The organism is Gemmatimonadaceae bacterium (genome assembly GCA_020852815.1).
In the GTDB taxonomy this organism is placed as follows: domain Bacteria; phylum Gemmatimonadota; class Gemmatimonadetes; order Gemmatimonadales; family Gemmatimonadaceae; genus SCN-70-22.
The window spans coordinates 26,689-41,919 of record JADZAN010000015.1 but is presented as its reverse complement, the minus strand read 5'-3'; the positions used below and the strand labels follow the sequence as shown (position 1 = coordinate 41,919).

The window sequence follows — 15,231 nt, the reverse complement described above, 5'->3', positions numbered from 1 at the left end:
TGGCCCGAGCCGTTGGGAGCGCACTGATGATGAACGCGACATCGGCAGGGGCGCAGGGGCGGGTGGAACAGGTGCACCGCGCGTCGGAACCCGAAGGGCGGCTGCTCGCGTACTACTCGGCGACGATGGCCTTCTCCCCGTTAGGCACCGTGGCGGAGGGGCGTCGCTGGTCGGTGGGGATGGAAGCGAGCTGGATCCCCAGGTTGTCGGAAGCGCAACGCCGTCCCGGAATCGACAAGCCGGAGACGACCAACCTTGCCAGCGTCCTCCCGCGGCCGCGCATCGCCGTGCGCACCGCCGTGGTCACGCTGGAGGCGTCGTGGGTCCCTCCGCTCACGGTTGGCGACGCCAGGGCGAACCTCTGGGGCTTCGCCGCGTCGCGCACCGTGGTCACCTGGCGTGGCGTGCGACTGGCGCCGCGCCTGTCGCTGGTGGCCGGGCGCGTCGAGGGGAGCATCACGTGCAACGCGCGGACCATGGCCAATCGCGGGCGCGACCTCGCCGTGTACTACGCCCGGGTCTGTCATGGCAACGACAGCAACGACTGGTTTGTCCCGCGCCTCATGGCCGGCGAGCTGATGGGGACGCATACGTTTCGCGCCGGGCGCGGCGAGGCGTGGCTGCTGGCGGGGGGACGCGTCGATCGTTCGCGCTTCGACATTGGCGTGCGCACCGCGGCTGGCACGCGCGACACCGACCACCCCATCCTGCAGCTCGAGGACACGCGCCCCCACCTCGGCGCGGGGATGCGGGTGGCGGTGACGTCGCGCATGAGTGTCGCCAGTGAGCTGTTCTTCGCACCGGGGAGCGTGGCGACGGTGCGCGCCCTCGTGGCGTTCACCGCGAAGGACGCCGCGCACGGTGCGACCGGAGCCGGCCGATGATCGCGCCGCTGCGCCGCGCCACCGCCGTCGGCACGGGGGCGCTTGCAGCGGTCGTGTGGAGTGTTGCGTGCGTCGACTTCACCGAGCCCGATGTCATCAGCTTCGGGCTCCCCGATGCGGTTGTGGACGCACCGACGCTGGTGCACGACGTCCAGCCAATTCTCGACCGGCGTTGCGCCTTCGGCGGCTGCCATTCGGCGGCGACTCGTCAGGCAGGGCTCGACCTCAGCACCGCTGCGTCGCATCACGCGCTCGTGCTCCGGCGCGCGCGGCTCAACCCGGTCGACACGCTGGTGATACCCGGCGCCTCGGCGCGCTCGTGGCTGATGAAGATGCTGGGGAGCGACGAAACGGCGCGAGCCGGCGTGAGTCGCATGCCGCTCGCGGCGCAGCCGCTGACCGCCAACCAGCTCACCACGATCGCGCGATGGATCGATCGTGGCGCGCCGCGCCAATGATGTCGATGCGCGAGCCCATGCGCGAATCCGTGCGCGAGCCGGTGCGCGAGCCGGTGCGCGAGCCGGTGCGCGAGACGCTGCGCGATCCCACGCGCTTCGCCCTCGACGAGCGAACCATGCGCGTCACCTTCACCGCGTGGTTAGGGCCATTGCGCGTGGACGGGCACTTCAACAAGCTGCGGGGGGAGCTGCTCCTCCCCGACACCGACATCGAGCGGGCCACGCTGCGCGTGGACGTCGCGGCGGCGAGCGTCGATACCGGGCTTGCCATGCGCGACCGGCACCTGCGCGGCCCTTCCTTCCTTGACGCGGCGCGGTTCCCCCTCATCACGTTTGCCTCGCGCCGTGTGACGCGCGACAACGGCGACCTCCAGGTGGTGGGAGTGCTGACGCTGCGCGATCACGCGGTGGAGATGGTCACGCGCTGCGCGCTGCGGCGCATGGATGGCGAGGGGATCGGCGGGCGCGTGGCGTTCAGCGGCGAACTCGACGTGCCGAGCCATGCGCATGGCGTCGGCGTGGCGCGCGGCATCGACGTGCTGAACCCGATCTTCCTCGTGGTGGGGAGGCGCGTGCAGGTGCAAGCGCGCCTGGTCGTTCCCGCTATGCGTCTCCTGCCGGCGCTCCTTCCCGCCCTCGGGCACTGACCGGCCAGCGGGCCTCCACCACGTCACCGCGCACCCCGTGGATGACGTCGTTGAGGTGCACCACGATGCAGACGTGGTTGGGGATGAGGCGGACCACGTCGCCCACGCGCGGGCGCCACGACGTCCTGGAGAGGTCGAGAATGCCGTGCTCCTCGGACATGCGCTGCACCGTGACCTCGGGGCGGTCGACGAGCGCGGCGAAGCCCTCGGCCGTCGCGCCGCGCATCGGTTCGCGCCCTAACGCCTTCGTGCCGGCGTCGATGACCGCCTGCCCCGCCACCGCGGTGCTCACCACGGTGGCCAGGACGGTGAAGGCGCAGTCTTCCCAGCTGCAGGCGCCGATCTCCGCGGTGGTGCGGTCGTTGTAGACGTAGGTCCCGGGGCGCACCTCGGTCACGCCCGGGATCTCGTGCATGCGCCAGGCGAGCGGCGTCGAGCCGCCGCTCACCACGCCGGGGCGGATCCCCGCTGCCTCCATCAGGTCCAGCGCGGCGGCCAGCTCCTCGCGCAGGCGGGCGATCTTCGCCTCCTGACCCTGCACCGGTTCGCGGATGTGCCCGGGATAGAAGGTGATCCCGGCGAACTGCAGCGGCGGCTGCTCGGCGATGCGCATCGCCAGCGCGATCGACTCGGCCGCGCTCTGCACCCCGACGCGATGCATCCCCAGGTCGAGCTCGACGTACACCTTCACCGGGCGATCCATGATGCGCGCCGCGGCGGCGAGCGCATCGACGGCGATCATCGAGTCGACGGCCACCGTCAGTTGCACGTCGCGCGGGAGCGACAGGGCGCGGGCGAGCTTGGGCGCGCCGAGGAGCGGGTAGTTGAGCAGGAGGTCGTCGGTGACGTCGGACATCACCTCCAGCTCGCGCGGCGTGGCACAGGTGAGCCCCACCGCCCCCAGCCGCAGCTGCTGCGCCGCGATGCGCGGCGACTTGTGCGTCTTCACGTGCGGCCGCAGCGACAAACCGTGCAATGCTGAATACTCGGCCATCCGGTCCAGGTTCAGCGCCAGCGTGTCGAGGTCCACCAGCGCCGCCGGCGTCTCCAACTGGTCGATGCGAACCGGTGGCGCCGCGTCGGCGTCGTCTTGCAGCGAGAGGTGAGGGCGACGCACGAGACTCTAGAAGACGAGAAGACGAGAGGACGAGAAGACGAGAGGACGAGTGCGGGCTAGTGTACGGCGCGGGATTCGAGGTTGGTAAGCCCCCCCACCGTTCCTCGTCTTCCCGTCTTCTCGTCCTCTCGTCTTCTGCCCCTACCAGAGGCCCAGGATGCGCCACCACAACGGACCGATCGTCCCGAAGATCAGGATCGTCGTGCACGCGGTGACGAAGCCCAGGCGCCACCACTCGCGCTGGCTCACGTAGCGCGCACCGAAGTAGATCGGCGACGTCGTCGTCCCGAAGTGCGTGAGCGCGGCGTCCAGGTTCGACGCGAAGGCGAGCGCGAGCACGGCGAGCGCGGGTGGGGCGCCGGCCGCAATCACCACCACGAGGAACGGCGTGAACATCGCCGTGGCGTGCGCCGTGATGCTGGCAAAGGCGTAATGCGCAAAGAAGTAGATCAGCACCAGCGCGATGAGCGCCGACCCCCACTGCCATCCCACCGTCAGCGATGCGGCCACTTCGGCAAAGCGCTTCGTGATCCCCGTCTCGCCTAACGCTTCGGCCATGCGCACCAACCCGCCGTACCAGATGAAGACATCCCAGGCGGCGCGGTCGCCCATCACGTCGTCCCATTGCACGACCTTCGTGATGATGAGGAAACAAACCCCCATCAGCGCCACGACGGTGTAGTTGATCCCGTGCCAGCGCGTCGTGGTCCACAGCAGCGCGACGACAATGAAGACGCCGAGCATCATGCGCTCACCGCGCGACATCGCCCCCATGCGATCGAGCGCGCGCCCGGCGAAGGCCGCGGCGTCGGGGGTGTGCGTGACCTCGGGGGGATAGATCCGGAAAAGGAGGACAGGGATCAGCGCCAGCGAGACGAGCCCGGGAACGAGCCCGGCCAGCATCCAGCTGGCGAAGGTGAGTTCCACCCCGCTCACCTCCCGGGCGAAGCGCGCGATGAGGACGTTCGACGCCTGTCCCGTGATGAACATCGCGCAGGCGACGACGTCGCACTGATAGACCGCCATCATCAGGTAGGCGCCAAGCCGGCGCGCCGTCGGGCCGGGGTTGGAGTCGTACGCCTGGGCGAGCGAGCGCGCGATGGGGAAAATGACGCCGCCGGCGCGCGCGCTGTTCGACGGGATGAGCGTGGCCAGCAGCGTGTCGGTCCCCACCAGCGCGTACACCAGCCCGATGGATCGCTGGCCGATGGCGCGGATGAAGAGGTAGGCGATGCGTTCGCCGAGCCCGGTCTTCATCACGCCGCGCGAGATGAAGAAGGCGCACAGCACCAGCCAGACGAGCGGGTCGCTGTACCCCTTGAGCGCGTTGGCCGGCGTCATCGCCCCCGTCGCCGCGATCGCGCAGACGCCGAACAGGACCACGGCGCCGGCCGGGGCAGGGCGCAGGATGGAGCCGACGATGGTGGCGATGAAGATCGCGAAGAGGCGCCACGCCTCGGGGGCGATTCCCGCCGGCGCACCGTAGGCGACAATGGCGAGGGCGATGCCTACGACGATGAGCCAGCGCAACCAGACCGAGTCGTGCTCGGTCTGGGGGGGGTTGGGGGTGGCGGACATGGGGCGCCAAATTGTCGCCCCGCTCGCCAAACGGCGACCCTGTGCCCGACTTCCTTATCCCGCGCCCCATTCGCCGCAGTGGGCGAGGGCAATGGCGCCGCTCCCGGCGGCGCGCAACCATTCCGGCGGAGCCCGTGTCCCAAGGGCGGTCGCGTGATCGGTCCCCTGCCGCTCGCGCGGCCGGCCAAACCAACGGTGGGTGGGTGAACGAGCGAGCGGATGCCGCAACGATCGAGCGTGCACGGATGGGCGACCGTCCCTCCCAGCGCGCGCTCTATGAGGCGAATGTGGACCGGATCTACCGCCTGGCGTTTCGCCTCGCGGGAGACGAGGAACTCGCGCGCGACTTCACCCAGGAAGCCTTCATCCGCGCTTTCGAGCGGCTGGCGGACTTCCGGGGCGACTCGGCCTTCTCCACCTGGCTGCACGCCATCGCCGTCTCGGTGGCACTCAACGGCTTGCGGAAGGTCAAGCGGTTGCGCCTGCGGGAAACGGTCCTCGAAGCCGCCGAGTCGTTAGGCACGACGCCGCGCCACGCCGACCCGGACCTGAAGGACCGGCTGCACCGGGCCATCGATGCACTCCCCGAAGGCTACCGCACGGTGTTTGTCCTGCACGACGTGGAAGGCTACACACACGAAGAAATCGGCCAGATGCTCGGCATCCAGGCCGGCACCTCCAAGGCGCAGCTCTTTCGCGCCCGGGGTCGACTCCGCGAGGCGCTCGCGGATTTCGCAGGAGCATGGAGCGCATGAACCACGAATCTGAAGACGACGGCCACGCCGAAGGGCCGGATGCGATGAGCGACGAGAAGTTCGACCACTGGCTGCAATCGGCGGTTGGGGAATACAACCGCCCGCCCGACGCCCTCCCGGCCGCGCCGCGCGCGGCGATGTGGGGAGCGATCGAGGGGGCGCTGCACGCCGCGCGCGCCGCGGCGCCGGCTACCTCGCACGCTACGGCGCCCGCCGGCGCGACGGTCGTGCCGATCGCCCGTCGCCGCGTGATGATGCGCTACTGGCAGGGAGCCGCCGCGGTCGCCATCCTCGCCGCTGGCGTCGGGATCGGGCGACTGTGGTCGGCACGCCAGGCGACGTCGCCCGATGCGCCGTCGCTCGCGTCGGCTCCCGCTGGCCCTGATGCATCGCCCAGCGCGCAGCTCCCCGCGCGCGACGTGTCCTCGAGCTCCGGCCGCACGCCCTCGGCGACTCCCGGTTCGCGGGCGACGCCGGACGGTGGCGCCATCTACGATGTGGCCGCCGTCCAGCACCTCTCGCGCGCCGAAGCGCTCCTGACGGCCTTCCGCGCGAACCGCGATGGGTCGATGGAGGCGCCCGCCTCGATGAACCGCTGGGCGCGCGACCTCCTGGTCGACACGCGCTTGCTCCTCGATTCGCCAGCTGCAAGCGACGCCCAGCGCCGCCACCTTCTCGAGGATCTCGAACTGGTGCTCGCGCAGATCGTGCAACTCCCGGCCGAATCGTCGGCCGATCGCGGACTGGTCCAGCGCTCCATCGAGCGCGGCGCCGTCCTCTCCCGCCTTCGCTCGACCATTCCCGCCGGCTACACCAGCGGTACGTAAGGAGACGTCCATATGATGACCCCCCATCCCTCCCTCCAGATCCCCGGCCGCGCCGTGGCGCGACGCCTGACGACCGTGGTGTCCATCGCAGCGCTCGGCGGGCTGTCGGCGCTGACCCCGGTCGTGCTCACCGCGCAGGTCGTCGTGTCGGGCGCCGCGACGGCGGCATCGGCGGCATCGGCGGCATCGGCTGCGCGGGCCTTGGCGGCCGCCGCTCGCGCGGCGCGCTCGGCCTCGGCGCCGTCGGTCGCGGCGGCGCGGGCACTCGCCCACGCCGACTACCGACTCGCAATGGATGCGGGGGGATTGTCCGCGTCGGTCGCCGGACTGTCGCGACTGCGCGAATTCACCGCGCTCACGTCGCTGTCGTCACTGGCGACGCTGGCGACGCTGGCCGACCTCGACGAGGACGCGGTGATCCTCCCGTCGCGAGCCCGCACGCCGTGGAGCAACGACCAGGTGTCGGATTCGCTCTATCGCCAGGCGCGCGAGCGGATGAACCGCGGCGACTATCGCAAGGCGGCCGATCTCTTCATGGAAGTGGCGAAGCGCGCCGGCAAGGCGCCGTTGGCCGGCGACGCGCTGTACTGGAACGCCTACTCGCTCTATCGCGACGGGGCATCGGGTTCGCTCAACGAGGCACTGTCGGCGCTCGACCGGCTGAACGAGGAGTTCCCGTCGGCTGCAACGCTGGGCGATGCAAGCACGCTGCGGATCCGCGTCTGTGGCGAGCTGGCCAAGCGCGGTGATGAGCAGTGCGCGGCGCAGGTGGCGGAGAGCGCGGGGGCGGGGGAGTCGCGAGGCGGAAGCCGCATGACGACCGTGCGTGCCCCGCGCCCGCCGCGTCCTCCAATGCCGCCGTCGGCGCGTCGCTCCGCGTCGTCGCAGGAACCCGGCTGCCCCGACGAGGACGACGACGAGCGCATCGCCGCGCTCAACGCCCTCCTCCAGATGGACGCCGATCGCGCCCTCCCGATCCTCGAGAAGGTCCTCGCGCGCCGCGACAAGTGCTCGGTCTCGCTGCGTCGCAAGGCGGTCTTCCTCGTCTCGCAAAAGGGAGACGCGCGCGCCGCCGACATCCTCATGGGGGCCGTGCGCAACGATCCCGATGGCGAGGTGCGCGAGCAGGCGGTCTTCTGGCTGGGGCAGACGCGTGACGAGCGCGCGGTGGAGATGCTGCAGGAGATCCTGCAGAAGGAGTCCAACGACGAAGTGCTGCAGAAGGCGGTCTTCGCCCTGTCGCAGCACCGCAGCCAGCGCGCCTCGACCATCCTGCGCGACCTGGCGCAGCGCGACGGCGCCGCCCTCAAGGTGCGCGAGCAGGCGATCTTCTGGCTCGGCCAGCAGCGCGATGGCGCCAACGCCGACCTGCTGCGGAGCCTCTACGGTCGCGTGAAGGAAGAGGAACTCAAGGAGAAGATCATCTTCTCCATCTCCCAGACGCGCGCCACCGACAACAATCGCTGGCTCCTCGACTTGGCGATGAACGGCAAGGAGCCGATGGAGATGCGCAAGAAGGCGCTCTTCTGGGCCGGCCAGAGCCGCGCCACGTCGATGGACGACCTGGCGGCGCTCTACAACAAGGCCGACGATCGCGAGATGAAGGAGCAGATCATCTTCGTCTACTCGCAGCGCCGCGACGCGGCGGCGGTCGACAAGCTCATGGAGATCGCCAGGTCGGACAAGGACAAGGAGCTGCGCAAGAAGGCGATCTTCTGGCTGTCCCAGTCACGCGACCCGCGGGCCGCGAAGTTCCTGGAGGATCTCATCGGATGATCACGACCTCGCTCGTGCGCGGGACGCTCGGGGCGCTGCTGGTCACGCTCGCCCTCGTCCCTCACCGTCAGATGCAAGGCCAGGACGCCGCGCGACGCCTCGCCGCGGTGCAGGACGGGCGCGTGCGCTTCACCGTCAACCTCCGCCCCGACGTGTGCGGGTCGGGCCAGAGCATCTGGCGCAACGGCGACCGCCGCGGGCGCACCACGTGGGGCGATCGCTACTCGCGCGACGTGGAATACGATGTGGACTGCGAGCACGGCCCGGGACGCATCGTCATCGACAAGGACGCGGGGCGGGTGCGCGAGGTGCGCTTCTACGTCGGCGGACGGTGGCGCACCGAGTCGTCCGCCACCGACCTGGGACAGCTCTCCACCAAGGACGCGGCCTCCCTCCTGCTCGGCGTCGCTCGCACCAACCAGGGAAAGGGGGCGCACTCCGCCATCTTTCCGCTCACGGTGATCGACTCGGTCGAGGTCTGGCGCGACCTGCTGCAACTGGCGCGCGACGACTCGCGCCCGCGAGAGGTGCGGCGCCAGGCGGTCTTCTGGCTCGGACAACTGGCCGAGGCGCCGGCGACGGCCGGTCTCGACGAGCTGGTGGGCGAGGCGGCGCTCGATCGCGACGTGCGCGAACAGGCGATCTTCGCCCTGTCCCAGCGCCCGCGCGACGAGGGGATCCCCGCCCTCATCAAGGTCGTGCGTACGTCGCGCGATCCGGAGCTGCGCAAGAAAGCGCTGTTCTGGCTGGGGCAATCGGACGATCCGCGCGGACTCCAGTTGATCGAGGAGCTGCTCGCCAAGCGGTGAGCAGAGGTGCGCGCGACACATGTCGCATGTTTCGCGCATGTTTCGCACTCGCATGGCGATGAACGCCAGCCGCAAACGGCCGTTTCGCCCACCGGCGAGACGGTCGTCGCGCATGTCCCGGCATTGACACCACTCCCGGGTGTCCGTATGTAGCCGTGGCGAGGCGACTGTCCGCTTCGCTTCGCCACTTGCGGACTCGCCGATCCATGGCTGACGACCTTCGGGCGCACGACCGTACGCCCACCGGGACGCTCGACACCACCCACGATCGCTACCGTCAGCTCTTCGAGCAGAACGTGGCGGTGCAATTGGTGGTCGACCCGGCCACCGGGGCCATCGTCGATGCCAACCGCGCGGCGTCCGACTTCTACGGCCTCCCGCGCGACGTGCTCACGCGCTGTGCCCTGACCGACCTCGCCGCCATTCCCGACGACGACGTGCTGCAGACGCTGGAGGTCGCGGCGGAAATTGGCGCGCACTCGTACGGCTTTCCACATCGCCATGCCTCGGGCGAGTTGCGCCTGGTGGAGATCTACGCCGGCCCGCTGTCGATGGGCGCGCGCGCCCTGGTCCACATGATCGTGCACGATGTCACGGAGCGCGTGCGCGCCGAGGAAGCGGCCCGCGAGCTGCACGCCGAGCGGGTCGCCCACCAGCGCACCGTGGAATTGCACGAACAGCTGCGTCGCCAGGAGACGCTGTCGCGCGTCGGCGCCCTGGTTGCCGCGGTGGCGCACGAGGTGCGCAATCCGCTGTTTGCCATCTCGTCCACGCTCGATGCCATGCGCACGCGCGTGGGCGCGCTCCCGGAGGTGCAACGCTACTTCCCGGTCATCGCGGCGCAGGTGGAGCGCCTCAACGCGCTCATGCGCGAACTCCTCGATTACGGCAAGCCGGCGGTCCTCTCGCTGGAGGACACCGACCCGGTGGCGCTCGTGCACATCGCGCTCGACCTGGCGCGAGCACTCGCGTCGGGCGAGCAGGTGCAACTCTCCGTGACCGAGGGCCCCGACCTGCCGCTGGTGCGCGCCGACCGGCAGCGCGCCGTGCAGGTCCTCCACAACCTCGTCACGAACGCCATCCAGCACGCCCCGCGCGAGAGCACGGTGGAGCTGCGGTTGCACCGGGCCACCTGGCGGGACGAACCGGCGGTCGAGTTCCTCGTGCTCGATCGCGGTCCGGGGTTCTGGAATGGCGACGAGGCGCGCATCTTCGAGCCGTTCTTCTCGCGCCGACAAGGCGGGACGGGGATGGGGCTCGCGCTCGCGCACCGCCTGGTGCACGATCATGGCGGGGAAATCGCGGCCGCCAACCGCGAGGACGGGGGGGCATGCCTGCGCGTCATCCTCCCTGGCGCAGGAGCCGCACGAGCTGCAGCGGATGGGAGGACTTCAATACCGTGATGCCGAACGTCAAGACACGCCTGCTCCTGGTCGAGGATGATGCCGCGATTCGCTTCGCCATCCGCGACTTTCTCGAAGTGCACGACTTCGAGTTGATCGAGGCACCCAGCTGCGCCGAGGCCGAGTCCGCCTTTATCGAGTACCGCCCCGACCTCGTCCTCAGCGACTACATGCTGGGAGACGGGAACGCGCTCGAACTCCTCCCGCGCCTGCGCTCCATCAATGCGCACGTCCCGGTCGTGATCCTCACCGGGCACGGAACGGTGGAGTTGGCGGTGCAGGCCATGAAGCAGGGCGCGGACGACTTCCTCACGAAGCCCGTCTCGCTCCCCGCGCTCCTCGTGGTGCTGCAGCGCGCGATGGAGCGCCAGCGCGACCGCCAGCAGCAACAAGCGCGCAGTGCCAAGCAACGCCGCGTGTCCATCGACCCTTTTGTCGGTACGTCACGCGCCATCGCGCGGCTGCGCGAACAGGCGGAGCGCGTGGCGACGGCCGAGCGCCCTATCCTCATCCTGGGTGAGACGGGGGCGGGAAAGGGTGTGCTCACGCGCTGGATTCACATGCACGGGCTGCGCGCCGATCAGCCGTTCGTCGACCTCAACTGCGCGTCGCTCCCGCGCGAACTGCTGGAATCGGAACTGTTCGGTCACGAGCGCGGCGCCTTTACCGGTGCTGTGGCGCAGAAGACCGGACTGGTCGAGCTGGCGCACCGCGGGACGCTGTTCCTGGACGAGATCGGCGACCTGGAACTCGTCCTCCAACCCAAGCTCCTCAAGGTCCTCGAGGAGCAGACGTTTCGCCGCGTCGGGGCGCTGCGCGACCGGCAGGTCGACGTCCGGCTCATCGCCGCCACGCACCAGGACCTTTCGCGCCAGGTATCGGAGAGCAAGTTCCGCAGCGACCTCTACTTCCGCATCAGCACGCTCCCCATCACCGTCCCGTCGCTCCGCGATCGCGTGGAGGACATCCCGGTGCTGGCGCGCCAGCTCCTCGACCGGCTGTCGGTGGAGCTGGGGAGGCCGCGCGTGGAGCTCACCATGGACGCCCACCGGGCGCTGGCGCGCTATGGGTGGCCGGGGAACATCCGCGAACTCCGGAACGTCCTTGAACGTGCCGTCCTCCTCTCCAACCGCCAGGAATTGCGCGCCGAAGACCTCAGTTTCGAGGCCGCGCCCGTCGCCGCACCTTCCGGTGAGGTAGACCTGGAGTTGACATTAGACGAGTTGCAGCGGCGCCATATCGTGCGCGTGCTGCAGGCGGTCCATGGACACGTGGAGCAGGCGGCCGCCCGGCTCGGGGTCCCGCGCTCCACGCTGTACCAGAAGCTGAAGGCGATGCAGATCGTCGTTACCCGGGAACGAGCCCGGTAACCAATGGGGCGAAAAGCGAAGCGCGCCACACATGCATCGCCACCAGTTGGAGCGGACGGGGCACATGGGGCACACGGGGCGGCCGGCGCCGTTGGACCGACAACCGATAAACGGGACACCTTCACCACTGAACGGGAGCGCAGCGGCGACGCCACGCTCCCAGGGCTGGACACGATGAGCGAGATGACGAACGGCGCAATCCCGGATACGGCGCCAGTGCCGACGCCTCCCGACACGGGGAACGTCGACAAGATCCGAGACATCCTGTTCGGGTCGCAGATGCGCGACTACGACCGGCGCTTCTCCACGTTCGAGGAGCGATTGCTGCGCGAGTCGGGGGAGCTGCGCGACGACATGCATCGCCGCCTGAGCGCGTCGGAGCAGCACCTGCGCGGCGAACTCGAGTCGCTGGCCGGTTCGCTCTCCTCCGAGCAGCGCGATCGCAAGCAGGGCGTGCGCGACGCGATGGATGCGACGGCCAACCTGAACCGCGAGCTGTCCGACCGCATCAGCGCGCTGGCGGAGCAGGTGGCGCAACAGCAACGCGAGCTGCGCAACAGCATCACCGACCAGCTGCGCCAGTTGGCGGAGGATCATTCGCGCCGGCACCAGGAGCTGTCGGAAACGCTGCGCCGGGAGGCCTTCGACCTGCGGAGCGCCAAGGCGGACCGCACACACATCGCCGCGATGTTCGCCGAGTTCGCCCAGCGGCTGGCCGACGGCGAGCAGCGTTAGGCATCCGCCGGGCCGGGCCCGTGGCCGAACCACTGCGACAGAGCGAGCGTGAAGTGTCAATGAACGGCGAGGACCGTCTCGCCGAGCTTCGCGCGCTCCTACTCGACCCCGATCGCGCGCGCATCCGCGACATCGAGCGCAAGCTCGCCAGCCCCGCGCTGCACGTGGAGGACGTGGCGCGCATCCTGCCCGAGGCCATCACGCGCCGCGCCGCCGCCGACGACCGCATGGGGGCCGCGTTGGGATCGGTGGTCGGCGAGGCCATCAAGGCGTCGGTGCGCAAGGACCCCCAGCCGCTCGTCGACGCGATCTTCCCCGTCATGGGGCCGGCCATCCGCCGCGCCATCTCCAACGCACTCGGCGAACTGGTCCAGTCGCTCAACACCACGCTCGAACACACCGTCTCGCTCCGCGGGCTGGCCTGGCGCATGGAGGCGATGCGCACCGGGAAGTCGTTCGGCGAGGTGGTGCTGTCGCACTCGCTCGTCTTCCGCGTCGAGCAGCTCTTCGTCATCCACCGCGACTCGGGGCTCCTCATCGAGCACCGCACCGCCCCCGGGGTGCAGGCGCTGGCGCCTGACCTCGTGGCCTCGATGATGACGGCGTTGCGCGACTTTGCGCGCGACTCGTTCAAGGTGTCGGAGCACGAGTCGCTCGACTCGCTGGCACTGGGCGACCTCACCGTGTGGGCGGAGAGCGGCCCCGGCGCCATCGTTGCCGCCGTCATCCGCGGCCAGCCGCCGCTCACGCTGCGCGAGACGCTGCAGGGTGCGGTGGAGGAGTTGCACCTGGCGCACGCCGAGGAGATCGAGCGCTTTGGCGCCACCGGCGTCCCCTTTGCCATCCGCGACGGGATCCTCGAGCGGTGCCTCGTGTCGCAGGCCAGCACGCCCGCGCGCGCCGGGCAGTGGCGCACCATCCTGTTAGGGGTTGGCGTCCTGGCCGTAGTGGGATGGTGCGCCGTTCCGCGCGTGCTGGAGCAGCGGCGCTTCGACCGCTACCTGGGCCAGCTTCGCCAGGAACCGGGGGTGGTGGTGGGCTCCACGGGGCACAGCGACGGGCGCTTCGTCGTCACGGGGCTGCGCGATCCGCTGGCGCGCGACCCCAAGGCGCTCGCCGCCGCGGCGGGATTCGACTCGTCACGCATTGCCGACAAGTGGGAGCCGTACATTGCCCTCCGCCCCGAGTTCGTGCTGCGCCGGGCCCAGGCGCTCCTCGCGCCGGCGGCGACGACCACGTTGCGCCTGGCGGGCGACACGCTCGTCCCCGGCGGCATGGCCTCGGCGGCATGGCGCGCCGAGGCCCAGCGCCTTGCCCTCGCCGTCCCCGGCATTGCCCAGTTGCGCCTGACGGAACTCCGCGACTCCGCCGAGGTCGCCCTGCGCGCCGCCGCCGATTCCATCGAGGCCATCGTCTTCGACTACCCCATGGGCGGCACCTCGCCGGTCGCTGAACAGAGCGCACGCATCGACTCGCTCGCCGCGCGCTTGCGCACCTTCATGGGTGATGCCGACCGCGCCGGGCGCTCACCACACATCGAGCTGATCGGCTCCGCCGACCGCGTGGGTACGGAAGAAGCCAACGCACGCCTCCGACGCGCCCGCGCCCAGCGCATGCGCTCCGCACTCGAAGCGCGCGGCGTCACGGTCCAGTCACTCCTTGCCGGTCTCGACACCTCCAACGTCTCGCGCACCGGGCGCACGCTGCGACTCCGCATCAGGCTCGAGCGACCATAGCTTTCCGCAGCGCTCCGCATCTTTCCGCCGCCGTCGCACTGCCACCCCAGCCTCCCGCCACCGGACATGCCCGTCGTCCAACGCAAAGTCTGCATGCTCGGCGCAACCGCCGTTGGCAAGACGAGCCTCGTCCGGCGCTTCGTGGAGTCGATCTTCTCCGAGAAGTACCAGGCGACCATCGGGGTAAAGATCGACCGCAAGCTGGTGACGATTGGCGACACCACCGTCTCGCTCCTGTTGTGGGACCTGCAGGGCGAGGACGAGTTCCAGCGCGTACGACTCTCGTACCTGCGCGGCGCCTCGGGCCTCATCTACGTCGCCGACGGGACACGCCCCGAGACGCTCGCCTTGGTCAAACCCATTCGCGCCCTTGCCGAGGACACGCTCGGCCACGTCCCGTCACTTCTCCTCCTCAACAAGAGCGACCTGGGTGATAGCTGGGTGATGGACGATCACTTCGTCGAGGCCAACGGCCCCACGGGGATACCAGTGCTGCGCACCTCGGCGCGAACGGGCGACGTGGTCGACGACGCCTTCCACCACCTCGTGCGTCGAATGCTCGACGGCTGAGCCGTCGATCCACCTTCCAGACCGAGCGTCCGTCAACGGGATGCCGGGTGTGGAATCGCGCGATGAACCGAATCGCTAAAACGTTGTTGCGCATCTAGTTGCAGAGTTGCTCTGCGGTGCCGGGCCGTGGCAAGCGCCTTGCTTTTCCTTGCCTCGTCCGCCCCGATCGAGTGAGCGATTCTGTGAACGTTTCCTGCCAGCGCGTCCTCATCGTCGATGACGAGAGCGCGCTTCTTTTCGCCCTGAGCGAGTACCTCACTTTCCGCGGCTGTCGCGTCGACGGCGCCGAGGGGATCGCAGACGCCAGGGCGCTCGTGCAGCACCTGCACTATGACGCGATAGTCGTCGGCGTCTCGCCGGTCAACGTTCACGACGCATGCGCGCTGGCCTTCGAGAGCCGACTCCGGCTGCCGATGGCGCGCCTCGTCGCGCTCGCCGTGGAGTGCTCGGAGGGGGGACCGAACGCGGGTGCGCTTCCCGGGTTCGATCAGGTACTTGAGCGTCATCTTCCGACGGCGCGGTTGGCGAGGGTGCTGTGTCACTCTATCGCCGCCTGAGGCATCGCG

15 protein-coding genes are annotated in these 15,231 nt (G+C 69.8%); 12 read left to right on the top strand and 3 right to left on the bottom strand.

What is annotated here, in order from left to right; translation table 11 throughout:
• The first annotated feature begins 26 nt into the window (after positions 1-26).
• The 3 genes from IT359_08305 to IT359_08295 are packed head-to-tail and all read left to right on the top strand — an operon-like array spanning position 27 to position 1,989.
• Positions 27-884, top strand: a complete 858-nt coding sequence (locus tag IT359_08305) for a hypothetical protein (protein ID MCC6928973.1) — start codon at positions 27-29, stop codon at positions 882-884.
• Positions 881-1,342, top strand: a complete 462-nt coding sequence (locus IT359_08300) for a hypothetical protein (protein ID MCC6928972.1) — start codon at positions 881-883, stop codon at positions 1,340-1,342. Before IT359_08305 ends, IT359_08300 begins: the two co-directional genes overlap by 4 nt.
• Positions 1,312-1,989: a YceI family protein gene (locus IT359_08295; protein ID MCC6928971.1), complete on the top strand. Its 678-nt coding sequence runs from the start codon at positions 1,312-1,314 to the stop codon at positions 1,987-1,989. The genes IT359_08300 and IT359_08295 overlap by 31 nt, the downstream gene beginning before the upstream one ends.
• Here the strand turns inward: IT359_08295 and IT359_08290 are convergent.
• Both IT359_08290 and IT359_08285 read right to left on the bottom strand, forming a co-directional pair.
• Complete coding sequence (locus IT359_08290) at positions 1,946-2,983, bottom strand: alanine racemase (protein MCC6928970.1); 1,038 nt, start codon at positions 2,981-2,983, stop codon at positions 1,946-1,948. The genes IT359_08295 and IT359_08290 overlap by 44 nt on opposite strands.
• A gap of 264 nt (positions 2,984-3,247) precedes the next feature.
• On the bottom strand, positions 3,248-4,684 hold the full coding sequence (locus IT359_08285; protein ID MCC6928969.1) for a DASS family sodium-coupled anion symporter: 1,437 nt from the start codon (positions 4,682-4,684) through the stop codon (positions 3,248-3,250).
• A 245-nt stretch (positions 4,685-4,929) separates the two neighbouring features.
• On the opposite strand from IT359_08285, the gene IT359_08280 reads away from it, so the two are divergent.
• From IT359_08280 to IT359_08240, 9 genes are all read left to right on the top strand, one after another.
• Complete coding sequence (locus IT359_08280) at positions 4,930-5,439, top strand: RNA polymerase sigma factor (GenBank protein ID MCC6928968.1); 510 nt, start codon at positions 4,930-4,932, stop codon at positions 5,437-5,439.
• Positions 5,436-6,266: a hypothetical protein gene (locus IT359_08275; protein ID MCC6928967.1), complete on the top strand. Its 831-nt coding sequence runs from the start codon at positions 5,436-5,438 to the stop codon at positions 6,264-6,266. The genes IT359_08280 and IT359_08275 overlap by 4 nt, the downstream gene beginning before the upstream one ends.
• Before the next feature lie 12 nt (positions 6,267-6,278).
• Positions 6,279-8,042, top strand: coding sequence for a HEAT repeat domain-containing protein (locus tag IT359_08270; protein MCC6928966.1), 1,764 nt, complete (start codon positions 6,279-6,281; stop codon positions 8,040-8,042).
• Positions 8,039-8,851 (top strand): HEAT repeat domain-containing protein, encoded by an 813-nt coding sequence (locus IT359_08265; protein ID MCC6928965.1) that lies wholly within the window; start codon positions 8,039-8,041, stop codon positions 8,849-8,851. Before IT359_08270 ends, IT359_08265 begins: the two co-directional genes overlap by 4 nt.
• Before the next feature lie 206 nt (positions 8,852-9,057).
• Positions 9,058-10,254, top strand: coding sequence for a PAS domain S-box protein (locus IT359_08260; GenBank protein MCC6928964.1), 1,197 nt, complete (start codon positions 9,058-9,060; stop codon positions 10,252-10,254).
• Positions 10,254-11,624 carry a sigma-54-dependent Fis family transcriptional regulator gene (locus tag IT359_08255; GenBank protein MCC6928963.1) on the top strand — a complete coding sequence of 457 codons (1,371 nt, stop codon included), beginning with the start codon at positions 10,254-10,256 and terminating at the stop codon, positions 11,622-11,624. The genes IT359_08260 and IT359_08255 overlap by 1 nt, the downstream gene beginning before the upstream one ends.
• A 174-nt stretch (positions 11,625-11,798) precedes the next feature.
• The gene (locus IT359_08250) at positions 11,799-12,359 is read left to right on the top strand and encodes a hypothetical protein (protein ID MCC6928962.1); all 561 of its coding nucleotides are present in this window, start codon (positions 11,799-11,801) and stop codon (positions 12,357-12,359) included.
• Positions 12,360-12,379: 20 nt separating this feature from the next.
• Entirely contained in the window at positions 12,380-14,095 is a 1,716-nt protein-coding gene (locus IT359_08245; GenBank protein ID MCC6928961.1) for a hypothetical protein, read from the top strand.
• Positions 14,096-14,161: 66 nt separating this feature from the next.
• Positions 14,162-14,665 (top strand): GTP-binding protein, encoded by a 504-nt coding sequence (locus IT359_08240; GenBank protein MCC6928960.1) that lies wholly within the window; start codon positions 14,162-14,164, stop codon positions 14,663-14,665.
• Positions 14,666-14,697: 32 nt separating this feature from the next.
• Here IT359_08240 and IT359_08235 read toward each other — a convergent pair whose 3' ends face one another.
• Positions 14,698-15,171 carry a hypothetical protein gene (locus tag IT359_08235; protein ID MCC6928959.1) on the bottom strand — a complete coding sequence of 158 codons (474 nt, stop codon included), beginning with the start codon at positions 15,169-15,171 and terminating at the stop codon, positions 14,698-14,700.
• Positions 15,172-15,231: the final 60 nt, after the last annotated feature.

Excerpts from the sequence above, each read along its gene's own strand:
- IT359_08305 (MCC6928973.1), top strand. The coding sequence starts at position 27 with ATGATGAACGCGACATCGGCAGGGGCGCAGGGGCGGGTGGAACAGGTG.
- IT359_08300 (MCC6928972.1), top strand. The coding sequence starts at position 881 with ATGATCGCGCCGCTGCGCCGCGCCACCGCCGTCGGCACGGGGGCGCTT.
- IT359_08295 (MCC6928971.1), top strand. The coding sequence starts at position 1,312 with ATGGATCGATCGTGGCGCGCCGCGCCAATGATGTCGATGCGCGAGCCC.
- IT359_08290 (MCC6928970.1), bottom strand. The coding sequence starts at position 2,983 with ATGGCCGAGTATTCAGCATTGCACGGTTTGTCGCTGCGGCCGCACGTG.
- IT359_08285 (MCC6928969.1), bottom strand. The coding sequence starts at position 4,684 with ATGTCCGCCACCCCCAACCCCCCCCAGACCGAGCACGACTCGGTCTGG.
- IT359_08280 (MCC6928968.1), top strand. The coding sequence starts at position 4,930 with ATGGGCGACCGTCCCTCCCAGCGCGCGCTCTATGAGGCGAATGTGGAC.
- IT359_08275 (MCC6928967.1), top strand. The coding sequence starts at position 5,436 with ATGAACCACGAATCTGAAGACGACGGCCACGCCGAAGGGCCGGATGCG.
- IT359_08270 (MCC6928966.1), top strand. The coding sequence starts at position 6,279 with ATGATGACCCCCCATCCCTCCCTCCAGATCCCCGGCCGCGCCGTGGCG.
- IT359_08265 (MCC6928965.1), top strand. The coding sequence starts at position 8,039 with ATGATCACGACCTCGCTCGTGCGCGGGACGCTCGGGGCGCTGCTGGTC.
- IT359_08260 (MCC6928964.1), top strand. The coding sequence starts at position 9,058 with ATGGCTGACGACCTTCGGGCGCACGACCGTACGCCCACCGGGACGCTC.
- IT359_08255 (MCC6928963.1), top strand. The coding sequence starts at position 10,254 with ATGCCGAACGTCAAGACACGCCTGCTCCTGGTCGAGGATGATGCCGCG.
- IT359_08250 (MCC6928962.1), top strand. The coding sequence starts at position 11,799 with ATGAGCGAGATGACGAACGGCGCAATCCCGGATACGGCGCCAGTGCCG.
- IT359_08240 (MCC6928960.1), top strand. The coding sequence starts at position 14,162 with ATGCCCGTCGTCCAACGCAAAGTCTGCATGCTCGGCGCAACCGCCGTT.
- IT359_08235 (MCC6928959.1), bottom strand. The coding sequence starts at position 15,171 with ATGACGCTCAAGTACCTGATCGAACCCGGGAAGCGCACCCGCGTTCGG.